The sequence below is a fragment of the Balneolaceae bacterium genome (genome assembly GCA_034521495.1).
Lineage (GTDB): Bacteria > Bacteroidota > Rhodothermia > Balneolales > Balneolaceae > Rhodohalobacter.
This window is the reverse complement of sequence record JAXHMK010000004.1, coordinates 230,313-251,295: the sequence shown is the minus strand read 5'-3', so window position 1 is coordinate 251,295 and position 20,983 is coordinate 230,313. Positions and strand designations below refer to the sequence as shown.

Here is a 20,983-nt window from a genome sequence, read left to right as displayed (position 1 = left end):
TCAGGACTTCGGCTGGCGATTGGGTCTTTCGCCTGCCGAATCACATTGCATCTTTCCTCGGTGACTTTATAAAAAAGCTTACATAAGATCCATCTCCTGTCGGCCCACAATTGCCATAATCTCAACAATCTCGTGTTGAACTCTGTAATAAATGCTATCCACTCCACATACACATCTTCGGTATCCTTTTCGTATAAAGTCTACTTTTGGATATCGTTCAGGATAGCGAGCGATCACTTCAAATTGATCAAAAAAATCTCTCAGATATTGATCTGCCTGATCTACACCAAATTTCAAGACTCCATATTGATGAATACGTATCAGATCTTTTTTGGCTTGTTTGTTCAGCCTATAATTGGCCATCCTCTCGTAACTCTTTTTTAGACTCGGCCAAAATTTCTTCGAACGATTGATCAGTAAAATCTTCTTGTTCTGCTTTTATTAATTTAGCCCGAATCCATTCTAATTGATCATGACGCTTTCTCTCCTGGCGGATTAAGTCATTAACAAGTTCACTTTTGCTGGAATATTCCTCTTTGTCAACCTGAGATTTCAACCAATCGTTATTGGGTTTGGTAAAAGTTATGCTCTGTCGTGTCATAGTGATTCCTTTTTGATGCAAATTTACACCAATTCAACACCACTGACAACTAACTTTTTCGTAGAAGGCTTTGCAAAACTCTGAACGCCATCCTGAACCTGTCTTCAGAAGCTTAGCACGGGCAGGCTTAATTCAGGATCTCCAGATACTGGCTATAAAGACGAATGGAGAATCTGAATTGAGTTCAGATTGACCAATAACCACGGTTTTGCAAAGCCCTTTCGTATTTTGTTTTCCACATTAAGTCAGCCGATGAGTCGCTCTTTGCTGTGCTGCGCGAAAGACCGGTCAGGTTTCCCGTGCAGGTGCAACTCGTAATTTTTACGCACAGCTCAAGTCATAAAAAAATCCGACGGGTCTATTTTCAGTATTTTTACTTGTCCGCTCATGTGATGAGTTCCCTGGTCCTTGAATGAGTTTTTTGCCGTTTCACGTCTACCCGTAATCATCGTATATTCTACCTAACGAAATTTGATACCTGAAACGAGACGAACGAATGGGCTGGTTAGATAAACTTGGTTTAAAAAAGGAAGAGAAGCTTGATAAAGGAGTTGAGAAGAGCCGTGAAGGACTGCTCAACAAGATCGGTAAAAGCATTGCCGGGAAAGATAAAATTGACGACGCTACTCTCGATGATCTGGAAGATGCGCTGATTACATCAGATGTAGGCGTAAAAACAACAATTGAAATTATCGACCGGCTTGAAAACCGTGTGGCCCGCGATAAGTTTATCACACAAAATGAGCTTCAGCAGATTATGAGGGAGGAGATTACGGCGCTGCTGAAGGAGAACCGGCCCGAACAGCCCGCAGAGTTTGATGCCGATTTTCCTGCAAAACCGCATGTAATAATGATTGTAGGTGTGAACGGAGTCGGGAAAACAACGACCATTGGGAAGCTGGCACACCTCTATAAAAAAGCCGGTAAGAACGTAATGCTCGGAGCTGCTGATACATTTCGCGCAGCAGCGGTGGATCAGCTTAAGATCTGGAGTGAGCGTGCGGATGTGCCGATCATTCAACAGGGACAAAATGCCGATCCTTCTGCTGTGGCCTATGATACAGTAGCTGCTGCAAAATCAAGACAGGCCGATGTGGTTTTGGTGGATACAGCCGGCCGACTTCATAACAAGAAATCACTGATGGAAGAGCTCGCCAAAATCAAACGGGTAATGGGCAAAGTGGTGGACGGCGCTCCTCACGAAATTCTCCTCGTACTCGATGCTTCCACGGGACAAAACGCCATGCAGCAGGCCAACGCATTTACAGACGTAGTAGATATTACCGGGCTTGTACTTACTAAACTGGATGGCACGGCCAAAGGCGGAATTGTGATCGGAGTCTCAAACGAACTGAATGTGCCGGTAAAATATATCGGCGTGGGAGAACAGATTGAAGACCTCCAGGTGTTTGAACGAGACGGATTTGTGAAGGCACTGTTTGGGGAATAAAAGTACAACGGGCAGCTTGCCCGTTACCTGTAAACGTTATTCTCACTGGATTCCAGGTTTTTTGCTTTGTGACCTATCAACCAAACAATAAAAACACCTGCTGGGGCGAGCTTATTCGGTCTGCTAAGTTTTAACGTAGTTAAGTCGCTCTTTTTTTGTAATAAACATTAAGTACAAGCACAAGCGAGACGCTTGCGCTATCTTAAAGAAACGTTTGTAAAGGCCTTGTTTGGGAAATAAAAGTACAACGTGTCGCTGACCCGTTACCTCAGAAGAGCAGTTCAATTGATTTCGAGTTTTTGTTCTCATCCTGCCTGCCTCGTACTCTTGCTTGCGGAAAAGGAAGAATTCACTCCTTGAGGGGAGTCCGACTTTAGTCGGGTGGGGTGTACATCCCCGAACTCCAATCGGTATAGGATTTTAGGCTTTTAGTACCGGACAAGCTGTCCGGCGTACATGTACAACGGGACGCTGACCCGTTACCTATAAACGCTATTCTTACTCCTTCCCTTGATTTTCTGGTATCAAAATATCTGGAAGTTTTAATAAATCTGATAGCTTGATCGTCTCGCTCGCGCTATTTCAGAATCAAACTGTAAAAATTTTTTATCCATTCAAAAAGGCGTTCTCACAGCCGGACAGGCTGTCCGGCGTATAACAGTTAGCTAACCCGTTATCCTTGGCTGATGTGAGACACTTGCACCATCTGTTGTTATTTCGTGATGGAAAAACTTCAGCAAGATTAAAAAAATGCTCTGATTCTTTACAAATAGGGAATCGTTTAGTAATGTGAACAAGATATTTTAGTACTTCTCAACCTGTTCTCGTTTAAAATCTGGGTTCGTTTGTGTCTCACTGCATAAAACTTTTATTGCTGGCTGCACTGTTTTTGACTTCGGAATCTCTATTTGCCCAACCTGTAACAGATGCCAAAAATCTTTTTGAACAAGCAGAAGAAGTTTTCCAGGCTGGTGATTATGAGCAATCAAAAAAGATGTTTATAGAGGCATCGGAGAACCTCTGCAAAGCCCCGGTTCAGGCCGAAATTTGTATTGACGCGAAGACCTACCTTTCTGATATCGCCCGTGTTAATCGGAATTTTGAGTCGTCTGAAAAGATCCTTGAAGAAGCCGAACAAATTTTAGAAAAAGAGCTGACAACTCCGCATCCACTTCAGATGGAGATCAATACACAAAAAGTTTTTCTCTATGTGGATATGACAGAATTTGAGCGAGCCCGCCAGGTAGTTCAACGAATGATGGAGATGGCGAATGAGCCGGAGTTTTCCGGATTACCGAGTGCACGCGGGTTTATGGCATCAGGTTACCTGGAAGAGGCGGCCGGATATTTTCGTGAATCACTGGATTCATATTCAGAAGCTGTGAAATCGTTAAGTGGAATTGAGAGAGATGATGAAATACTCAGATTTCTATCTCATTCTTACAACAATATGGGACTTCTGACCCGAAAGCTCGGCGATATCCAGGGAGCTATGGACTACTTTCTAAAAGCACTGGATGTAACTCAGGCACTCCATGGAGAAAGTCATCCACAGGTTGGTGTACTGCATAACAGCATCGGAACCATCTATTACATTATGGGTGATTACGGTCAGGCAGCAGATTATTTTCTGAGTACAGCAGATATTTTCAGAGAGAATTACGGAGAAAATCATGAGAGGGTGGCCGGTGCTTATAACAATGCCGGCGTTGTGTTCACCGAGATGGATGAAATTGAAAGAGCTGCAGAGATTCTTGAAAAGGCCCAGCGAATCAAAGAGAATATACTCGGAGAAAATCATATTGATACGGCTATCGGGTATTCAAATCTGGCGAGTATCTATATGGAAAACGAAGATTTCGATGCCGCATTGGAAAATTATCAGAAGTCCATCTCTATTCGCGAGGAGACTTATGGAGTTGATCATCCCAACCTTATCACTCCTTATATAAATATTGGGGAGTTTTATACGAGAATAGAACAGTACACCAAAGCAAGAGAATATTTTAGGGAAGCTCTGCAAATTACTAAAAATCGTTTGGGCCAAAATCATCCGGATATCTGGGATATTTTGTTGAATATTGGCGACTCATACGAAGAAGAAAAGAATTTTGTCACGGCGCTGGAGAATTATCAGAAAGTATATGACAGGATCGTGAGTGAAAACGGAATTCAGCCGCAAAATGGGTTTGATGCCGGCAGTTTATCGCATCCTTTGCTTTTTTTGGATGCAGCCGCCGGGGTGGGCGATATGCATATCAAACTATATGGTTCTGAGGGAGGTAAAAAACATCTTCACCAAGCTATTCAGAATTACTCAACGGCAACAGAAGTTGTTGATTTTTTGCAGCATTCCTATCAAAGTGAGGCCTCGAAGCTTAATCTTGTTGACCAAAATTATTCCCTATTTACCAACACCATCAAAGCGTACAATTATCTGTATGAAGAAACGGGAAATGATAAATGGTTAGAGGAGATTTTGGCGACCAGCGAGTTGAGCCGATCGCGCATTGCTTTGGAACTGCTGCAGGATATCGAGGCAAAAAATTTCGCCGGCGTTCCTAAAGAAGTCTTAGACCGGGAATCATCCATCAACAATCAAATTGCGGATTTTTACCAGCAACTAAATGCGGAGCAGGAGAAAGGATTTGAGGCCAATCAAGACAGTATTTCGGCATATCGCGATTCACTTTTTGAATCCCGTCGCGAGCTCAGCAGATTGACCGAACAGCTGGAGAGCAACTACCCCGATTACTTCCGTTTAAAGTACGATCACAGCTATGCAAATCGCGAGATAATAACTGATCTGCTTGAGGATGACGAGGCGCTGGTTAATTACATTGTGAGCGAAGAGGAGGTATTTGCCCTGGTGCTGAACCGGCAGGATATCAGGTTTTATTCTTTGGGGCCGGCCGATTCACTTTCATCAAAAATCAAATCTCTTCGAAGTTCAGTTCTCTCAGATCGATCTTCTGAATATTCTGAATTAGCAAATGATTTATACAATCAACTGGTAAAGCCTGTGGTATCTGAGTTGGATTCAAATTCTCTGATTATTGTCCCCGATCAGACTCTTTACTATCTGCCATTCGAAATGCTTCTCACAGAGGCACCCAATCATTCAAACTACTATAATTTTCCATATCTGCTGCGCGATTATCAAATATCGTATGTACCCTCAGCAACCGTTCTGAAGATGTTAACGGATCAAAAAATTGCCAATCCCCAAAATTTGTTTGCCGTTGCTCCATTTAATGAATCAACGATCCGGGAGGAAGAACAAACTACAGCATCGCGGTATATAGCCGATCTGTCACCTCTACCGCTCACGCGATACGAAACTGATGAGATCGCCAAAATATTCAGAGAACGAGAAACATGGATGGAGTATATTTTTCCCGAGAATGTAAATATACTTCTTGGAAAGGAGGCTACTAAATCAACTGTTCAATCGACCTCATTTCAAGATTTTGAGTATATCCATTTTGCAACTCATGCATTTGTAAATGAGGAAGACCCCGCTTTGTCGGGCATCGCTTTTTGGGGTGAGGAAGATGACGATGGAGTATTATATGTGAATGACATCTACAATATGAATATGAATGCCGACCTGGTGGTATTGGGGGCTTGCGAAACCGGGCTGGGAACTGTTTATAAGGGTGAAGGGATGATCGGGTTTACAAGGGCGTTTATCTATGCCGGTGCATCGAACCTGATGGTATCGATGTGGAAAGTAAATGACCAGCCAACCGCAAACCTGATGATTGAATTTTATCGATATGTGAAAGATGGTCATTCCTATTCAAAAGCCCTGCAGATGGCAAAGATGGACTTGATCGATCAGCCGGAATTTGCTGCACCGAGAAATTGGGCGGCTTTTGTACTACAGGGGCGTTAGATAAAAAAAGCCCTGCCACCAGTACGTGTTAAGCACGAAAAGAACCTTCAAGAGTGCGTAATGGAATGAAGCTCCTTTCCTTTGGGATCGCTTTGCGGGAAGCGTTCGGTCGTATTACTGAAAACGTGACGCTTTAAGGGCTTCCGCTGCGCTCCGGACACTTCAAGATAATTTATCGAAGCATCTAAACACGTACTGCCACCAGGCAGGGCTTCTGTTCATCAAATTAGATTACTCGACAAGAAAATTCTCAGGTTTCCAGGCTTTCTGAGTATTCTCCTCAGCTTTATCCGCAATATCTGAAGCGTCCATTTCTTCGGCTACAATATGAGGCAGCACTGTACTTGTGTCCGTAATAAGTTGCGCAATTCTGGTCAGGCTTTCCTGTGTAAAGGTGGCAAGATTATCATTGTCTTCACTAAGTGCGGTTGTGTGTAACATCGTATAGCCGGATGCAATCATGCTCAGTGCAGTATAATCATCCCGGATCATTTTAGAAGCAGCATCATCTCTTGCACTGTCAACAAGCCCGGCAATTTTTCCGGTGGCCTTCGCAAGTTTATCCTTCACTGTCTTCTTAGTTCCACTGTTCAGAATACCCATATCTTCAAGGGAATTGATCTGATTGGTTAATGCCATGTCGATATCATGAAGCAGATCAACAGCTTTTGGATTCATTAACTTATCCGAATTTTTTTGGGTTCGAATAACGGTTTGAGTGTGTTTAATGAGTTCGTATAAGTCCGTTGTATAATTTTCAATTACTTTATTACTCATAGAGTATTAAGTATTTGTTTATATTTAATATTCATCTATAAAATGATAGATAGAATCAGATCGTTTCATCCCAGGTTTGATAGTAGGTTTAAGTGATATTTCTGTGCTGAATTATTACTTTGCTGACAGGAACTCTACAAATAAAATGTTAAAAGACAGATGGATAAAGTTAAAGAACTCGCTAAGATGATAGACCACTCACTACTTCATCCAACTATGACGGATGATGAGCTGAAAGAAGAATGTATGGTGGCCAAAAAATATGATACAGCTTCCGTTTGTATAAAACCTTACGCTGTTAAAGATGCTGTGGAATGGCTAAAAGAATCGGATGTGTTGGTTGGAACCGTTATTGGTTTCCCTCATGGAAATTCGGCAACGGAAATTAAAGTCAACGAAACTAAAAATGCGTGCGAAGATGGAGCTGTTGAGATCGATATGGTTGTGAATATAGGGAAGGTACTTCAGGAAGAATGGGAGTATGTAGAAGATGAAATTCGTGCTGTGGCAGAAGAAACACACTCCCATAACGCAATCCTGAAGGTGATTTTTGAAAATGATTTCCTTACAGATGACCGGTTTAAAATTAAGCTTTGCGAGATTTGTGCTTCGGCCGGTGCAGATTTTGTAAAAACATCGACGGGATATGGGTTTGTAAAAGGTGCGGATGGTAAATACAGCTACCAGGGAGCCACTGAGCACGATTTAAAATTGATGCGAAAACACTCGCCGGAGAATGTACAGGTAAAAGCTGCGGGTGGAGTGAGAACACTGGACGACCTTTTGAGGGTTAAAGAGTTGGGGGTAACCCGTGTGGGCGCAACCGCAACAATAGCGATGCTTGAAGAGGCTAAAAAACGTTTTTACTGAAGAAGAGATGAGAGTATGGTTGAGGTGGATTCAGGAGATCAAAAAGATTTTTTGAGTGATAGATGCCCAGGCCTGCGCAAGCTTTCAGACGGCTGGCTAATCCGATAAAAAGTCTAAATCAATATCCACGCTAACACCTGTACCGTCAGGTAACCCGTTACTCCCATAATTGCGGTAGCAATGGTATGCGTTTTCAGGGCAGTTGATGTATCCATCTCCGAGAATTTGGCAACCACCCAAAAGTAACTGTCGTTGACGTGTGAAACGGTCAGAGAGCCTGCACCAATAGCCAAAACAACCAACGCTTTTCCGATGGCCGATTCAAGTCCGAGCGGAGCCAAAAGTGGAGCCGCAATGGCCGCAGTAGTAATGATGGAAACGGTGGATGAACCCTGGGCTGTTTTCAGAAAAGCGGCAATCAGGAATGGAATGAGAATACCGAATTCGCCCATATCGGTAAATTGCGAGGCAAACTGGCTGAGTTCGGTTTCTCTCAGAACAGATCCAAATGCACCGCCCGCTCCAGTAATTAGAATGATGATGCCCGCCTTTTTCAATCCCTCTTCCAGCCAGGAATGCTGATCAGTTTCCCTGCTTCCTTTTACCATCAAAAAGGAAAGCCCCACACCCACAAGCAGTGCAATAATGGGATTTCCGGCAAAGACGAAAAGATCAAACAAAAAACGATTCTCCAAAGGGCGATGAGGGGAGTTCTGCAATGGATTTGAGGGCGATTAATACGATTGGAGTCAAAATCGGTGCAATCGCAAAAGTAAATGATGGCGGTTGAAATGATGCCGATTCTTTTTCTTCAGAAGTGTCGAAATCAATTGAAAAATTCTTGCACCAAATGATAGCCCAGGCTAATGCAGTGGCCATCACGGGGATGGAAACAATCAGCCCGAGAATCAAAACCCATCCCACATCGGCACCCAAGTGTGGCTGCGGCGGCCAGCGGACCGGGAGTTGGCGGTACAAATACGTGAGTTGCATACAATCCCGAAGCCAGGGCAACGGCAAGTACCGTCAATGGAATTTTGGCACGTTTTGAAATAGCCTTATTGAGAGCCGAGAGTACGATAAATCCCGAATCACAAAACACCGGAATGGAGACGATGTAACCGGTCAGGCTCATAGAGAGCGGGGCGTTCTTCTCTCCCACCGTATCCAGGATTTTATTGGCGAGCACTTGCGCACCTCCACTTCGGTCCAGGTACTCGCCAATGATGGCACCAGCCGCAATCACAATCCCGATGCTGCCGAGTGTGGAACCAAATCCGCTTCCAATGGCGGAGATAATATCAGAAACAGGAAGTGAGGCAAGAAACCCAATGATAATTGCACTCAGCAAGAGTCCCAAAAACGGATGCAAATTCCATCGCACAGTTCCCCAAACCAGAAGTGCCACGACAAGCAACAGCCACAAAAATATCCCCATAAGAATTTAAACCTTGGTTAGAAGTTGACTGATGGATTATAAAGAATTTAGCGGAAGAAGGCATAAACGGCAGGGAAACAAAAATTAACAAAGACCCGTCGGGTTTCTCTATCCACAGGCAATAGCTGATTTTGATTGTTGATACTCTTGCCGCAAAAAACCCAAGTCTCGATGGATTCGGCTGTCGAGTTTGACATCGAGCCCGTTTCTCTATCCACAGGCAATAGCTGATTTTGATTGTTGATACTCTTGCCGCAAAAAACCCGACGGGTCTCTTGACTGGATTCGGCTGTCGAGTTTGAGTAAAGCATGTTTAATTCCGAGGATAAATTGAAACTACTTCAAAACCCCAACTCTCCTCAACAGGTACCCAACCGGGCGAAACAGGTAGTAGACAAATTTGTAAGGCGGCAGCCAGTTGTACTTTAGATCCGTTTTATAAAATGTGAGGACTTTTGATACATCCAATTTATGGTAAAAACCAGGGAACAATTGCACCCTGTAAAATAACAACCGCATGGTATTGCTTATTGAGGCTTTAGGATCGTTCTCCTGCCGTCGGCACTGTTTAGAAGCAATTTTTGAGAGATGATTTGGAGCGGAAGAAGTATTGGGAAGTTGAGTCCCGTCGGGAAAATATTCGCGAAGCATAGCGTTGCAGATTCCTGTTAATCTTTGAGCATTGCAATCAGATATGATGTGATGAAATGATTCCCAATCAATTGTTTTTCGGTTTAGCATTTCACGAATATCAACTAACCACTTGAGCCGAAACCATGCATGGATCCCCCCGTGGACAATCAGGTAAAACAGTTCAAATTCATTCGAGAACCTGTTTAATTCCACTCCCCCAAACTCAACAGTTTCAATATTTTCCTGCATCAAGTGATCGAGTGTTTTTTGTTGTGTGATTCTTGTTGAAAACAGTTTCCAGTGGATCTCAATCATCACCCCGGATTTTTCATGGACCATCTCAATCTGGTTCAAAAAATGGAGTGCAATTTCCTGTCTTTTTTTGGATCCCGGCCATTTAAAACCGGGGAAAGAGTAGCCTTCTTTATGAAGTAAATTAAATGTTTTATTTACTTCATGTGGCTCAACGAGAATATCGAAATCGCGGGAGTAGCGGTAGGTGGGATCGCCGTAAATACGTTCTGACAAAAGAGGTCCCTTCAGATTTATAACCTCAATACCATGCTCTCTCAAAAGCTTTATAATTTTCAGTAACAAGGCAATTTGCTGCATTCGCTGCATACGATCTTGCGGAGTTTCATTGGCAGATTTTTCTTCCAGAAAATCATCAATCTGTCGTTCAGAAAGGCGGTGGCGGTTACGGAGGATGTTGCGATTTAGATCCAAAATAGAGTCTTTAAAATGTTTATTGCCGATATCGAAAAGAGTATATCAAAGTCTGGTGGCAAACACCAAATCGGGCAGATATTGGATGTCTGAGAAAGCTAAAAAAGTAAAATCTGGCTGAGATATGGTGTTTAAAAACCGACTAAATTATGGCAGGAAGATATCCAATGTCTCACTACAAAGTGACGGACTTTTTTTTGTAGGTATAAAGCTGTCATCAATTTTCTATTGCATCCAACCGGCGGTTCACAAGTCCAATTAAAAAATCAGTTCGTGTATTTGCTGTGTCGTTTTCAGCTAAATCAAGAAGAATTTCTTTTGACTGCTTAAAATACTCACGCGACTGTGCCGGATCGTCAAAACTGGGATCATCGGGATGGTAGTAGAGGTCTCCAAGATGGATATAACTGATAGCCACAGATTGCTGTGCCTGCGAGTTTTGAGGATCGATCTCTGCAAGCCAGGAAAACATCTCAAGAGATTCCAAATATTGGGTTAAAGCTTCATCCAATTTGTGCGACTGTTTTAAGATGTGCCCCATCTTTTCGTGAGCAACAGCTTTGTCGCGGACCGCTTCTGTATTCATTGGTTCAAGTTCAACCAGTTGAGTTCTCAGTTTCATAGACTCTTCAAAACACCACGCGGCCTCTTCTAATCGATCTTCATACTCGAACATAGTTCCCATCCGCTCATAAACAATTCCCAGGTATTTTATGTACCGGGTATTCTGCGGGTTGCGATTGTAAATGGGTAACAGAATGGTTTCAGCCTCCCGGTAAAGACGGTGCGATTCTTCCGGATTTTCTAAATTGCTGAAGTTCGGATTTCCCATCAGGTCACCCAATTTGATGAGCGAGACAGCGTATGAAAACTGCCTTGAGGGATCATCAGGAAATTGTTCAGCAATGGATTGGTACAAGTTCAACGATGCGACCTGGCTCTGCTCTGCGGACTCAAGTTCTCCCAGAACTCCTTCTACATCTCCCATTTTTTCGTAAATCATCGCCATTATTTCGCGGGCCCGGGTGTTTGATGAATCCTGTATCAAAACGGTATTTGCAATTTCAATGGCCTTATTGTAGCTCAGCAGAGCTTCCTGGTGATCTCCAAGATTGTTATTGGTTGGATTTCCCTGAACGTCGCCTACTTTTTGATATGCTCTGGCAAGATCAAGAAGGAGATCAGGAGTTGCGTTATCTGTGTCTGAAAGCTGATCGAGATAATCTAATGCTTGTTCAACAATCAGTTCGCGGGCCGGAGTAGAACCCGGGAGGGTTGATACGGCGTCATGAAGATCAAATATCAGTGAATTAGCAAGCTCCCAAATATTTTCAAAATGCATTTCAGCAACTTCTCTTTGGGAATTGGCTTCAGCGGCCTGCCAAACGGCAAAAATCGTAGTACTAATCAATAAAACTGCTGCTACAAGAGCTGTTATAACGGAAGTTTTATAACGCTGAACAAATTTTTTCGTTCGATAGATACGGGATTCCGGCCGGGCTGTTATCGGCCTGTTCTCAGTATAATTGAGAATATCGGCTTTTAAATTTTCGGCTGATTGGTATCGCCGCTGCGGATCTTTTCGCAAGGCTTTTAAAACGATATTATCAAGATCACCCCGTAACTGTTTTGCAGCTTGTTTTCGTGTGAACCCTCCCAGAGTTGTCCGCTCCGATGATTCTTCCAACGCTGTTTCAGTAATCTTTTGGCTGGGTTTTACGGGATCAATTTCAGAGATCGTTTTAGAAATCTCGTAGGTACTTTTCTTTGTAAAATCGAATGGCAGTGTATCCGTAAGAAGGAGAAACAGGAGTTGTCCCAGCGCATAAACATCGGTTGCCGTGGTTATGGGGTGATTTTGAATCTGCTCGGGACTTGCATACTCCGGTGTCATCACATGGTTGCCGGTTAGGGTAACAGACCTGTTTTTTTCTTGATCGCCAATAATCTTTGCAATGCCAAAATCAAGAAGTTTTACGGTGCCGGATGAATCCACCAAAATATTAGATGGTTTGATATCCCTGTGAACGATCAGCCGCTGATGGGCATAACTTACGGCATCGCAAACCTGCATGAAGAGGGAAAGCCGTTCCCGCACAGACAGGTTTTTTGATATACACCAGTTATCAATAACCGGGCCGTCAATATATTCCATGATAAAGTAGGGGCGATTCTGATGAATACCGGCATCCAGCAGCTTGCAGATATTAGGGTGGTTCAGTTGTGCAAGGATTGATTGTTCGGTTTTCATCCGCTGCTGCATATCACGATTGTTATCAAGGCCATAGAGAAATTTAACAGCTACTTCTCTTGAAAAGCGGCCATCTGCTCGTTCGGCAAGATATACAATGCTCATTCCTCCCTTCCCGATCTGCCGGATAATTTTCCACGGACCGATCCGCTGGTTTGGAATGGATATCAAATCATCGAGGACGGGGTGCTGAAGAAAATGTTCTGATTCAAAATGAGATTTCAGCAGCTTTTTAACGGATGAGGCTGTTTCAGGGTTGGAACTTTTCAGATTCCGGAAAAATACTTCTCTCTCCCCTTTTGATAATTCAAGAGCTTGATGAAAATACTTTTCAATTTCCAGCCACTGTTCTTTTTGCATCGCTTTTTAGAATGACTTGTTGCGGACAAATAAAAATTATCTTGGAGCAGATATGGTATTGTGTCCGGTTTCTATATCATGCAACAGAACTGCTCAAAAAAGATCAATCAGAATAATAACATGCAATGGGAATGCTTCAAGGCCAACTTTTCAGACCATCGTGCAACGCATTCATTAAAAGAGATCCAACCCGTGTCTGCTCAAAGCATTCAGTTGTTGTGTTACAAAATACCTGTTTATTCTGCTGGATAAATTTGGTTATAGAGCCACGCTTTTGCCACTGTCCAGTCTCTTTTTACAGTAGCAGGCGAAATTTCCAGAATGTCAGCCGTCTCTTCTATATTATACCCTGCAAAATACCGGCACTCTATCACCCTTGCCTGCCGTTCGTTAATCTTTTCAAGCCTTCCGAGAGCTTCATCAAGCGCAACGATCTCCTCCGCTTTTTCTGTTGAAAGATAGATCCCTTCATCAAATTCTGCGGGAGTTTGCTTACCGCCCCGTTTTTTCCGGTTTTTCTTTTTGGCATAGTTCACCAGAATCTGGCGCATGGCCCGTGCCGCGATGCCAAAAAAGTGATGTCGACCGTCCCATTCTCCCTTTGGGGGATGATTTATAAGTTTCATGTAAGCTTCGTGTACGAGGGCGGTGGTGTTTAGCGTGTGGCCTTTGCGCTCGTGGCGTAGTTCTCGCTGTGCCAGAACTCGCAGTTCATCATACACCAGCGGCAGTGCTTCATTGATAGATTCGGAGTTTTCCGAAAATGAGTTGAGAATTTTTGTCAGCTCTCTGCTTCGGTTTGCCATAACGCAGTATTAAAAAGCTTTTCTGAAAATCGTGGAAAAGACTTGAATGAAAGTAACCGAATTGGAGTAAAATTCGCAACTATAAGGTTTAAATGAGGGCAACTCTACTCACAAACATAAAACTTTTCATCAAGCAAGATCTTTTTGAGCTGATTTAATCAGAATAAATGCATAAGAGAGTAAGACAACATCTAATGACTAACAAAATCAGAATATTGATGCAGATGAATAAAACCTCTCTTTTCTATGGTAATAAACTTCACTCAAAAATAATTGGATATGCCTTATTAATAGTTGTGTTTGCAACACTTGCAATAAGTTGCAGCAGTAATACTACAGGTGAGGAACCAGAAGATGAGGGTCCAGGTGAGATCCCTGAAAGTGGCCTGTTTTTAAGTGTTGGCGGCGATACAAACGGCCTGCATGTTGTTGATACGGAGACTGCTGAAGCATTCAGGGTTGGTGACGGCAAAACCGGTGCTGAAGAGGTAAGTGTGGGTTTAGCGGCTGTAAGGGCAGGAGAACCGTTGATCGGTTCAAATAGATTTGCACTGCACAGAATCGCTCCTGATGGAAGCAGCGCCTCAGTAATCGGTGACCCCTCCGGACAGGCGTTTACCGAGGGCCTGGCTTATGACCCAGAAGATAAAATTCTGTATGCAAGCTCAAACGGGTTTTTGCATATCAGGAATCCGAATACGGGGGAAACGATTGAAACGGTTTTAAGCCCGCCAAATCAACCCGATATAGAGGGGCTGGCACTCGACGCAAGAAACCGGATTCTGTACGGACTGGCCAGGGGATCTGAATCACAACCTCAATTCCGGCGCGAACTCTATGCTCTGGATGTGAGCCAGCCCTCGAATCAGTGGGTTTGGGAAAGTATCGGTGATACCGGTGGTTTATGGGCTGGGGCCGGACTTGCGTTTAACGGGTCCGAAAACATGCTTTATGCAACCGGCCGTATGGGTGATTCAAGCGCACTTTACAGAATTGACCCCGAAACCGGTGAAACAACCCGCCTCGGAGATACAGGACTGGCATCGGCTGCAGGAGGGCTGGCGTGGGTAAGTGCAGGATCTGCAAAAGATTTTACTTTTTGAGCTATTTCGAAAGCTTTTATTGCATGTAGGAATAACACTGGCAAAACAGGGTATGTCGGGGGGAGTGCCTGTTACAATTTTAATATAATCGTCATGAATAAATTTCTACATGTTTTTTTGATCCAATTCATTTTACTGTTTTTTGGTTTTGCAGCTTCAACTATTGTTGCACAGACATTCGCACCCTTCATTACCACCTGGAAAACCGATAACCCCGGTGCATCCAACGATCAGTCCATTCGTATTCCGATGATTGGAAACGGCTACGATTTTAACGTAGACTGGGGCGATGGAACAGTGATGAGGACTACAACACGAATCCCGGCGATGATATTGAACATTTTCTTGAACACACCTATACATCCGCAGGAGAATATGAAGTAAAAATTACCGGCGATTTTCCACGGATCTACCTTAATAACGAAGGAGACAAAGAGAAGCTTCTTACCATTGAACAGTGGGGGGATATCGCCTGGACATCGATGAATTCTGCATTCATGGGGGCTACCAATTTGACATACAATGCCACTGATACTCCCGATTTATCAGCTGTAACTGATATGCTTGATATGTTCTTCGGAGCCTCAACCTTCGACGGGGATTTAAACGGATGGGATGTGAGTGGTGTGACTAACATGGAAAGTGTATTTCAAAGAGCAAGGTCCTTTACAGGAGATCTGAATAATTGGGATGTTAGCAGTGTCACAAACATGAGGCGAATGTTTGACAATGCCAGCGCCTTTAATGGAGATATCAGTAGCTGGAATGTGAGCAATGTAATCGAAATGGATCTAATGTTCAGATTTGCTGACTCCTTTAACGGAGATCTAAGCAATTGGAAAGTAGGCAGTGTGACTGATATGGGATTTATGTTCTCTTATGCATCTTCCTTTAACAGGGATCTGAGTAACTGGGATGTAAGTAGCGTTACCGATATGAGTGGCATGTTTTCAAATGCTTCATCATTTAATCGTGATCTGAGTAGCTGGAATGTGAGTAATGTGACGCTAATGGGTGGAATGTTTGATGACTCCGGCCTCTCCACAGAAAACTACGATGACTACACTGACCGGCTGGGCTGTCTCAAATCGGTGCAAAGCGAAGTGACATCTGGGTGCAGACGGCCTTACCTACTGTGAACGGCGAAGTCGGCCCGGCAGTCCCTGATGGATTGATGATAACTGGACCATAACAGGTGATGCCTTGGCAGAGGATTGCGGAGAGTTCCGTCCATTTATCACCACCTGGAAAACAGATAACGATGGTGCCTCAAACGATAATCAAATCACAATCCCCACCGAAGGCGGCGGATACGAGTATGACGTCTACTGGGAGGATACGACCGACTCATCAATAAACGGTACGGAAACGGGCAACACGGGTGATCTGACCATCACGTTCCCCTCGGCAAGTACATACCGGGTGGAGATAACAGGCGATTTTCCACGGATCTTTATCAATGATGAGGGTGATAAAGAGAAGATTCTTACCATCGAGCAGTGGGGAGATGTTGCCTGGAATTCGATGGAAGATGCATTTTTTGGAGCCTCGAATTTAACGTATAACGCCACAGATGCGCCGAATTTATCTCTCGTTACCAATTTATCCTCCATGTTTTCAGTGTTCCCTGCTGGCAGCTCCTTCAATGGAGACCTGAGTAATTGGAATGTCAGTACCGTGACCGACATGTCAGCTATGTTCTCAGGGGCAACCACCTTCAACGGAAATGTAGGAACCTGGGATGTGAGTAGCGTAACGGATATGTCATTTATGTTCAACAACGCTTCCTCCTTTAACGGGGATCTGAGTGAATGGGATGTGGGCAAAGTGACCAATATGAGAAACATGTTTGCCGGGGCCAGCTCCTTCAACAAAGACGTGAGTGTTTGGGATGTGCAGAGTGTCACGAATATGAGGCGTATGTTCCTATCTGCAAGTTCATTCAATGGGGATTTAAGCGATTGGGACGTTAGCAGTGTGGAAAGTATGTATGCGATGTTTGCTGAGGCCAGCTCCTTCAATAGCGATCTGAGCGACTGGGATGTGAGCAGTGTTCGGAGTATGGTCTTTTTGTTTTCGGGTGCTTCTTCATTCAATGAGGACCTGGGGAATTGGGATATCAGCGGTATTACGAATTCCAACGCAAACGTAGGTATGAACTCTATGTTTGACAATTCCGGACTCTCGACAGAAAACTACGACAACACGTTGATTGGCTGGGAAGCTCAATCCGTTCAAAATGATATAGAATTGGGAGCAGCCGGACTCACATACTGTAGTGGCCAGGCTGCCCGACAGGCGTTAATCGACGACCACAACTGGACCATCAATGACGATGCCCTGGCAGAAAGCTGCGGTGAATTTCGTCCTTTCATCACCACCTGGAAAACCGATAAACCGGGTGATTCAAACGACGATCAAATAGAGATTCCTTCTTTACAATCACGTGGTTATGAGTACGATTATGACGTTTATTGGGAGAAAATAGCGGCACCCCTCGATAAACGGAACGGAAATGGACAATCGAGGTGATCTGACCATCACATTCCCATCGGAAGGCACCTACCGGGTGGAGATTTCGGGTATTTTTCCCAGAATCTATTTCAATAATGAAGAGGATAAGGAGAAAATCCTCACCATCGAACAGTGGGGTGATGTAGCCTGGGAAAGCATGGAGAATGCTTTTTACGGTGCCGCCAATTTAACATATAACGCATCCGATATACCTGATCTTTCTAAGGTTACCACCTTACAGAACATGTTCCGTGAAGCTTTACAATTCAATGGAGAAATTGGTGGCTGGAATACCACCAATGTGACGGACATGAGAGGAATGTTTAAAGGTGCAATGTCTTTTAATCAGGATATCTCCGGATGGAATGTCTCTAATGTTGAGACCATGAATGGATTATTCCATGGCGCGAGTTCCTTTAATCAAGATTTAAATAACTGGAATACCGGCAACGTCAGCTCTATGCATTTGATGTTTGGAGGTGCCTTAAAATTTGATGGAGATTTGAGCAACTGGGATGTGAGCAGCGTAACCGATATGGGTCAAATGTTTAGTGGCGCTACCTCCTTTAACCGTGATATTGGCACCTGGGACGTGTCTAATGTAGAGACGTTGTGGTTTATGTTTCAAAACGCGAGCTCCTTTAATCAGGATATCGGCGGCTGGATCACTGAAAATGTTACGGATATGGGAGCAATGTTTTTCAATGCTACTGCCTTTGATCAGGATATCAGCGATTGGAATACCGAAAACGTTACAGAGATGAGATGGATGTTCAAAAATGCGTCAGCTTTCAATCAGGACATCGGGAGCTGGGATACGGGCAACGTCGGGAATATGGTAGAGATGTTTAAAGGCGCAGAATCATTCAATCAGGATTTGGGGAATTGGGATATTAGCGGCGTTAACTCTTCCAAGGTGTTCAAAGGCATGACAGAAATGTTTGATAATTCTGGCCTCTCCACAGAAAACTACGATGCCACGCTTACCGGCTGGGAATCTCAGGCCGTTCAAAATGATATGATATTAGGAGCTGATGGTCTTACCTATTGTAATGGAAAAGATGCCCGTGAGGCATTGATCGATGACCATAACTGGACCATTAATGATGATGGTCTTGCTGCCGGCTGTACACTCGCCTGAAGGAGAAGACCAGCGAATCTTCGTGAGCAATGCTGAAGATTATAACTTATCGAAGAGTGATTTTGGAATATCGAACAATGATTTCTCCATCAAAATAGTATCTCTGCCGGACGAGGGAGATCTGGAGCTGGACGGTGATCCGGTCAGCGTGAATGATCTGATTCCAGTCAGCGACATCAACAACGACCTGCTCACGTGGAACCCACCTTCGGATGCGTACGGATACAACTTTACCTCGTTCGACTTCACTATTGTGGATGACAGCGATGTGGAAAGCGAAGAATCCTACACGCTGACCATCGATTTGGGAACCATCTTCGCAGAACTGTTAGGCAGCGAAGGCTGGCGGTTTATGAGCAATCCCTCGGACGGGGATTCTTATTTCGACCTGTTTTCGGGCATTACGGTAGAAACTGGTCCGCCACCCTCGCAAACGCTGTACGAGCTGGATCAGGACAATTATGAATGGGATCCGGTTGAATCGGATAGCAATGAACCGGGCGTGGGAACACCGTTTATTGTGTACGTGCTGGACGAAGACCTGCCCGAAACGGTAGAATCGGATGATAACTGGAACGATCTGGACGGCAGCCACAGCTTCATCGGCCTGGATTATGATGGAGACGGAACCTCGCCCAATCCCGGCAATTTCTACCTGCTGGGCAATCCGCACCCGATTGCTCTGGATTTCTGTGAGTTTATTGAGACAGACATGGCCACCTCGGTCTATTTCTGGGACCCGGACGCAAACGGCACAACTGATCCGGATACCAACGTGGGCAACGGCGATTACATCGACCTGAACTGCGCGGCACCTGAAGATGTGCTGATCGCCCCGTTCCAGTCATTCTGGGTGCGAACAACGGGAAACAGCCCGGAATTGGAAATACCCGAGGCAGCGTATCTTGAAGGCACTGAAGATGGATATTTTAAAGAGATAGAAAGATCCGCGAAGTCTGGGGAAGACTTCGCGGATCTGGATCAGGGCAACGACCAGCCGTCAGACCGCTCCAAGCGGTCAGACGGCTTGATTGACGGCTACATCGTCACTCTCCAGACCACCAGCCAGAACGAGGCATTTACCGGTACCACCCGTTTAATGTTTTCCGATGATGCAACGGCAGGTCTCGACCGGTTTGATGCACCCAAGCTCAGCGCCGAAGGGCTGGCCATCCGCTGGCTCTCCTTCCACTCGATGGATGCAGACGGACGAACCTACGCATTCCAGAGCCTGCCGGCTTCGAATCTTATTGAGGAAAAAGTCAGAATCCCGCTGGATATCCAAACCACAGAGTCAGGCCGGTTTACCCTGGACTGGACTCTTCCGGAATCTCACATTTTCAACGGGAGCTATTTTCTACGGGATAATGAGACCGGTGAGGTAATTGAACTGAGGGATGGGGTCAACGTACAGTTTTGAGATCTACAGGTCAGATCAAAGATCCGCGAAGTCTTTAGGAGACTTCGCGGATCTGGGAATGGCAGTAAGCCAGCAGTCAGACCTGACAGATGCTGTCGGGGCAGACGGCTCCGTTGCCCGCTTCGAACTGCTGATTGCCGCCACCGGCGTGGACGGCCTGACCGAACTCGGCGCGATTCCAGATGACTTCACCCTGGCCCAGAACTACCCGAACCCGTTCAACCCTACTACAGTGATCAGTTACCAGTTACCCGTGAGAAGTGAGGTGCGCCTTGAAGTGTATGATATGCTTGGGCGCAATGTTGCAACGCTGGTGAATGGCCAAGTCTCGGCCGGGCGGCATACCATAAACTTTGATGCAAGGAATCTGTCGAGTGGAGTGTATTTGTACAGGCTTGTTGCGGGCAGCCAGATCATGACGAGGAAACTGACAATATTGAAGTAGTACTTCCCTCACCCCAATCCCTCTCCCCGCGGGAGAGGGATTGGGGTGAGGGCCTAAGAAAGAACTAAGTAAAATAAACTAACCCAAAAGACCCGTCGGGTTTGCTGTGAAAAAGTTTTGAAACGAACATAATGATAACCCTCTCAAAAAAAGGAAACCCGACGGGTCTCACGACTTGGGGAGCGAATGTAAACGGTGGTGATATAATACAAAATCAACCTGACAGCGTACGAAACAACGTGGAGTTCCTGTCAGCGTTAGCGGGAAAATACGGCAAGATCGCACGTGTAGCGACGCTTACAGGAATCCGGGAAAGGACCGGATACGCTGTCAGGTCGCTTCAATAAAACAAAACAAAGAACTAAGCAAAATAACCCAGCCCATGAAAAACAATAACAACCAACCCACCCCGGCCCCCTGGCAAAAACCGGAAATCACCACACTGTCCATCAGCGTTGGAACCCAACAAAGCGGCCCGAAAGATCCGCCGGATTATGAGTCGCAGGCTTCTTAACATAGAAAGACATTGGATGTTTCTTGCCATTTAAAA

19 protein-coding genes are annotated in these 20,983 nt (G+C 44.7%); 11 read left to right on the top strand and 8 right to left on the bottom strand.

The window, feature by feature from the left end:
• Positions 1 to 78 precede the first annotated feature (78 nt).
• Entirely contained in the window at positions 79 to 363 is a 285-nt protein-coding gene (locus U5K72_02005; protein MDZ7717577.1) for a type II toxin-antitoxin system RelE/ParE family toxin, read from the bottom strand.
• The gene (locus tag U5K72_02000) at positions 350 to 601 is read right to left on the bottom strand and encodes a hypothetical protein (protein MDZ7717576.1); all 252 of its coding nucleotides are present in this window, start codon (positions 599 to 601) and stop codon (positions 350 to 352) included. Before U5K72_02000 ends, U5K72_02005 begins: the two co-directional genes overlap by 14 nt.
• Before the next feature lie 496 nt (positions 602 to 1,097).
• Here U5K72_02000 and ftsY point away from each other — a divergent pair, with 496 nt between their 5' ends.
• On the top strand, positions 1,098 to 2,051 hold the full coding sequence (ftsY, locus tag U5K72_01995; protein ID MDZ7717575.1) for a signal recognition particle-docking protein FtsY: 954 nt from the start codon (positions 1,098 to 1,100) through the stop codon (positions 2,049 to 2,051).
• Between the two features lie 847 nt (positions 2,052 to 2,898).
• Complete coding sequence (locus tag U5K72_01990) at positions 2,899 to 5,949, top strand: CHAT domain-containing tetratricopeptide repeat protein (protein MDZ7717574.1); 3,051 nt, start codon at positions 2,899 to 2,901, stop codon at positions 5,947 to 5,949.
• 231 nt (positions 5,950 to 6,180) lie between these two features.
• Here U5K72_01990 and U5K72_01985 read toward each other — a convergent pair whose 3' ends face one another.
• Positions 6,181 to 6,726, bottom strand: a complete 546-nt coding sequence (locus U5K72_01985; protein ID MDZ7717573.1) for a hypothetical protein — start codon at positions 6,724 to 6,726, stop codon at positions 6,181 to 6,183.
• Positions 6,727 to 6,885: 159 nt separating this feature from the next.
• Between U5K72_01985 and deoC the strand changes: the two genes are divergently transcribed.
• On the top strand, positions 6,886 to 7,596 hold the full coding sequence (gene deoC / locus U5K72_01980; protein ID MDZ7717572.1) for a deoxyribose-phosphate aldolase: 711 nt from the start codon (positions 6,886 to 6,888) through the stop codon (positions 7,594 to 7,596).
• Positions 7,597 to 7,709: 113 nt separating this feature from the next.
• On the opposite strand, the gene U5K72_01975 is transcribed toward deoC, so the two are convergent.
• The 5 genes from U5K72_01975 to U5K72_01955 form a co-directional block, all read right to left on the bottom strand.
• Positions 7,710 to 8,291 (bottom strand): Na+/H+ antiporter NhaC family protein, encoded by a 582-nt coding sequence (locus tag U5K72_01975; GenBank protein MDZ7717571.1) that lies wholly within the window; start codon positions 8,289 to 8,291, stop codon positions 7,710 to 7,712.
• Between the two features lie 131 nt (positions 8,292 to 8,422).
• Positions 8,423 to 9,034 (bottom strand): SLC13 family permease, encoded by a 612-nt coding sequence (locus tag U5K72_01970; protein ID MDZ7717570.1) that lies wholly within the window; start codon positions 9,032 to 9,034, stop codon positions 8,423 to 8,425.
• Between the two features lie 336 nt (positions 9,035 to 9,370).
• On the bottom strand, positions 9,371 to 10,393 hold the full coding sequence (locus tag U5K72_01965) for a nucleotidyltransferase family protein (GenBank protein MDZ7717569.1): 1,023 nt from the start codon (positions 10,391 to 10,393) through the stop codon (positions 9,371 to 9,373).
• 217 nt (positions 10,394 to 10,610) lie between these two features.
• Complete coding sequence (locus tag U5K72_01960; GenBank protein ID MDZ7717568.1) at positions 10,611 to 13,004, bottom strand: protein kinase; 2,394 nt, start codon at positions 13,002 to 13,004, stop codon at positions 10,611 to 10,613.
• Between the two features lie 236 nt (positions 13,005 to 13,240).
• On the bottom strand, positions 13,241 to 13,810 hold the full coding sequence (locus tag U5K72_01955) for an ECF-type sigma factor (protein ID MDZ7717567.1): 570 nt from the start codon (positions 13,808 to 13,810) through the stop codon (positions 13,241 to 13,243).
• A 194-nt stretch (positions 13,811 to 14,004) separates the two neighbouring features.
• Here U5K72_01955 and U5K72_01950 point away from each other — a divergent pair, with 194 nt between their 5' ends.
• The 8 genes from U5K72_01950 (at position 14,005) to U5K72_01915 (ending at position 20,947) form a co-directional block, all read left to right on the top strand.
• Positions 14,005 to 14,913, top strand: a complete 909-nt coding sequence (locus U5K72_01950; protein MDZ7717566.1) for a hypothetical protein — start codon at positions 14,005 to 14,007, stop codon at positions 14,911 to 14,913.
• A 93-nt stretch (positions 14,914 to 15,006) separates the two neighbouring features.
• A complete protein-coding gene (locus U5K72_01945) occupies positions 15,007 to 15,297 on the top strand; it encodes a hypothetical protein (protein MDZ7717565.1) in 291 nt (96 codons plus the stop codon).
• 98 nt (positions 15,298 to 15,395) lie between these two features.
• Positions 15,396 to 16,052, top strand: a complete 657-nt coding sequence (locus U5K72_01940; GenBank protein ID MDZ7717564.1) for a BspA family leucine-rich repeat surface protein — start codon at positions 15,396 to 15,398, stop codon at positions 16,050 to 16,052.
• A 64-nt stretch (positions 16,053 to 16,116) separates the two neighbouring features.
• The gene (locus U5K72_01935) at positions 16,117 to 17,445 is read left to right on the top strand and encodes a BspA family leucine-rich repeat surface protein (GenBank protein MDZ7717563.1); all 1,329 of its coding nucleotides are present in this window, start codon (positions 16,117 to 16,119) and stop codon (positions 17,443 to 17,445) included.
• The gene (locus tag U5K72_01930; protein ID MDZ7717562.1) at positions 17,429 to 18,568 is read left to right on the top strand and encodes a BspA family leucine-rich repeat surface protein; all 1,140 of its coding nucleotides are present in this window, start codon (positions 17,429 to 17,431) and stop codon (positions 18,566 to 18,568) included. The genes U5K72_01935 and U5K72_01930 overlap by 17 nt, the downstream gene beginning before the upstream one ends.
• Positions 18,510 to 19,988, top strand: coding sequence for a hypothetical protein (locus U5K72_01925; protein ID MDZ7717561.1), 1,479 nt, complete (start codon positions 18,510 to 18,512; stop codon positions 19,986 to 19,988). The genes U5K72_01930 and U5K72_01925 overlap by 59 nt, the downstream gene beginning before the upstream one ends.
• Before the next feature lie 58 nt (positions 19,989 to 20,046).
• The gene (locus U5K72_01920) at positions 20,047 to 20,433 is read left to right on the top strand and encodes a T9SS type A sorting domain-containing protein (protein MDZ7717560.1); all 387 of its coding nucleotides are present in this window, start codon (positions 20,047 to 20,049) and stop codon (positions 20,431 to 20,433) included.
• Positions 20,434 to 20,815: 382 nt separating this feature from the next.
• Complete coding sequence (locus tag U5K72_01915; protein MDZ7717559.1) at positions 20,816 to 20,947, top strand: hypothetical protein; 132 nt, start codon at positions 20,816 to 20,818, stop codon at positions 20,945 to 20,947.
• Positions 20,948 to 20,983 lie beyond the last annotated feature (36 nt).